Source organism: Burkholderia sp. 28_3, from assembly GCF_003253915.1.
Classification (GTDB): Bacteria; Pseudomonadota; Gammaproteobacteria; order Burkholderiales; family Burkholderiaceae; genus Burkholderia; species Burkholderia cenocepacia.
Genome location: NZ_QKZF01000066.1, coordinates 1 through 3,515, shown reverse-complemented (window position 1 = coordinate 3,515; position 3,515 = coordinate 1). Strand labels below are relative to the sequence as shown.

Sequence of the window (3,515 nt, the reverse complement as noted above, 5' to 3'; positions counted from 1 at the left end):
TTGCTGTTCCGTAAAGCGCTTCTTCATGTTCGTCTTCTTCTCCGAAAACGAACTTTACTAGACTCCGGCTGGCCCTGTTTGCAGGGGGCAGGTCACATCGTCCGGACAACCCGGTCAGAACAGGCGGCAACCAACGTAATGCGCGCGGCAATTTGAACGGCGCCTCAAAAGGTTCGTCCAGTGGGGCCATATCTACGAGGAGCGGCAGCAGGTCTGGGAGTGGCTCCCCCGGCGGTGACTGGCCGAGCACGACCGGAAATCCGTCCGGCGTTGGGCGCTGAAACGCTACACATCTCGGGAGTCGCCGACGCGCTGCTTGCAGGGACCCAGATGGCGCACGATTACGCTGCCAGTCCACAGCCACGCCGGCGGGGCCCCCGCGGGCGGCACTACTACGGTGTTGCTGCCGAGCTTGTACTAACGTAGGAAGGGGAAGCGGCGCTTTGCAATGCTCCGGCCGACACGTCATCGCTGGATTACCGCACGGGCACTGGCTGGAGCCTCGCTTCACGGCCTAATCATCGACATCCCTGAATATCGCGGCCGACGGTCCGTCAGAAGCCATCCCACTTCCGACAGGCGCATTTGAACTCGCGGAACCAGAATAGTCTTCTTGCATATCAAAAACTGCGGACTGGACGAGGCCTTTAAGCTGTGATGTTATTTCCAGTTCGCGATTAGGCGCGAAACGCCGCGCAAAGTCGCGCACGTCCATCGACAGCTCTTCGAAATGAGAATCAGGGTCGGTGCTGCGCTCCCATTGCTCACGTGTTCTATCAACGTGTGCAGCCAAGTTGTTCAGGATTTTGTCCTCGATTGCATCGAAGATTTGAACCCGCTCATCTTCCGTGAACACGGTCATCAGTTCATCGTCCTCCAGTACGCTTGCATCGGCTCGTTCAAGGATTGCTTCCGCGAACGCTTGCGCGACCTCCTTACGCTTTTGCTCAGGAAGCAGTCCGAATTTCTGCATTCGAGCCATGAAGTCCGCTGACGGGTACTCAGATACGCGCCAGTGAAAGTAAATATCGCACTCAAGAAGTTCGGGACGGAGCTTGAGTAGAATGGCAGCAAAGTCAGCGTTCGCGCGCGTTGAAAGAAACGCTGTCAGCGACGACGCAGTACATGCAGTCATCCGTTCGGCTAGAAGTCCGTAAAACGTGGACGGGACAACGACAAACGAACCTTGCAGTTGAATTCCCGGACACACCACTTCGTTCACTAGCAAACTTGGCGCAGCTCCACGTAAGTAGAGTTCTACAAGTTCTGGATTGTCCGCGACATATCGGGCAAATGCCTCCGATATGGTCGGGTGCTTGAACTTCCAGTAGGGTCCAGTTTGGTCCTGTACATGAAGTGAGAGCGTCTCACCGAGGTCTATAACAGCTGTTCTAAGTGATGCGGAGGTGACACCAAACGCTTTCGTCGCCAATGCTACTTCAGGACAATCGAGGATAGGTGATGCGACCCGACCGCCGCTGATGAACAAAAGCGCGAGCGCGGCTTGGCTGTCCGCCGTAAGAGTTCGTATTGTCTCTTGGAGGAAGTCCGAGGGATTGACAAAGAAGTTCACCAACCCAGCTCTAGTTTTTGCCAGATGCGAAGTCAAAAGCTGGCTACCGAGACGTCTTGCGGATTCCGGCAAAAAAAAGTCGCTAGCAACCACGTCCGGCAAATATGGTTTAACCTGAGTTCTGAAGGATTGTGGCTGGTCCCCAAACTTAAGATGGTTGTACAGTATCTGAGCTTTTTCGTTTGATGTCAGCTTCTCGACCTGGATGGTGACGTTGCTTTTTGTTAGGAGTGGAAGCGCACCTGTCTTGAGGTCGCGGAGCGCAGCCTGCCAGATATAGGTCCGTGACGTGAACAGAAACTTGCTTCCGTTCTTGATGGCAGCTGCGATGTGCGGAAGCACTTGGTTCCATGTATCAGTTACGGCCTTCTGATATTGAGTGGAACCCCAAGCATCATCCACCCAGAAGAACTGTTTTTCGTGAGGGTTGATTCTCTCGCGCAATTCCATCGGCGATGTCGGCTTGACCGTAAGGCATCCCCAAATATCGGCCGCACCGACTGCCAGACTTGCGCCAATTGTCGACTTGCCTGCGGCTGGCTGCCCCAGCAATAAAACAAGCCCATGTTGGTTTATGGCGAGAACACTCTTCCGATGAGCATCTGTGACGACAAGCTTGCGAATGTCGTCTCCCATCGAACTCAGAATCATCTTTGCTTGCTCGTACGCGCGCTCATCAAGAATATTGCTCAAGTCGCCGACTCCATACAATCGAGGGACAAGCATTCGCAAGCGAGCAGACTCATCAATCTGGCTGACCACCCAATCAGCGCCCAAGATACGGCATCGCTTCGCTCCCGCTTCGATGAACGCCTTTTCGATTTGCGCACTCGCCACCCCGGAGACCGGATGGTTGGTCATCAACACGTAGTCTTCAACCAAGTTCTGCGCTGCCAAAGCAGGAATTTTCCCTAACTCGTCTGAGAGCTGTGACAAGGTCAGATTACTGTTTGGGAGCGACGTGAATTTGCATTGAATTGTGGACGACCCAGCACTGTTCCCGCTATGCATGGTACCCACAAAGGCTCCGTCCCGTCCGCCGTCATGAGATGGCAGAAATCGCTGAACCGGCCGTTGAAGGCATTCTTGTGCAACAGCGAGGCACAGGTCCTGGAATGCCTTCCACCCCAATGTGTGTAAACGATAGTCACTGCCCAAAGAGAACCTCACCGTAGTACATAAACCGAATTCGATGTTAGCTCATGAATCGAAATTTTGGCCAACCTCCCCCCAAATCGGAAAGACCCTCCACATCAACGCGCAAGCTCCAGCGCCTCATGCCGCGAACTTGTGCTCGTAATAAGGCCGGTCCTTGTCATCGAGGATGGCGTACATCGCGTCCAAGCTTGTTGCTTCCGGATTCAACCACGCCTCGATGTTCTCGGGCTTGATAGGGATGATGCACCGGTCATGGCCGGCCGCTTCAACTTCCGGCGGCGGGTCATCCGTTATGGCAGCAAACGACAGAAGGTCTGGCTCGCCCGGTTTCGTCCATCGCGACCATAGGCAGGCCACGTGCATCAACTGTCTATTGCTTGGGCGAAACTCGAGGACGACGTTCTCGTCCTTGTCATGTGATTCCAGCACCGTGCCTTCCATCTTCGCCTTCTTCACGTTCTCGTAAAAGACCTCGACGAGCAACACACCGTGCGTCTGTCCGAAGCACGATTTCCAGAAACCTCCCAATGAATTTTTGCGGGCATTGTATGTGCCGGGATATTTCACATCGAAGCTTGCCGGCGTGCCCGCAATGCGGCACTGGTATCGCATCGGCCGGAGCACGTACTCGCCGTTTTCCATCACCAGCACCGGCGCGTAGTAGCCGGGGAAGATGCGCGAGTCGCGCGGTGTCGCGGGGCGGCGTAAAGGAGCCGGGGATGGGCGGCGTAATGGCGCCAGCAGAACCGGGGGTAAAACGCGGATTCGAACGGTTTCAAGGTTG

The 3,515-nt window shown here is 55.1% G+C and carries 2 protein-coding genes; both read right to left on the bottom strand.

The genetic code is table 11. The features are described 5' to 3' along the window. Positions 1 to 514 precede the first annotated feature (514 nt). Positions 515 to 2,509 (bottom strand): hypothetical protein, encoded by a 1,995-nt coding sequence (locus tag DFS13_RS40135; protein ID WP_113976526.1) that lies wholly within the window; start codon positions 2,507 to 2,509, stop codon positions 515 to 517. Between the two features lie 339 nt (positions 2,510 to 2,848). Next, positions 2,849 to 3,515, bottom strand: a 667-nt coding sequence (locus tag DFS13_RS39495; RefSeq protein ID WP_111442892.1) for an SOS response-associated peptidase family protein, incomplete at its 5' end; no start/stop codon positions are given.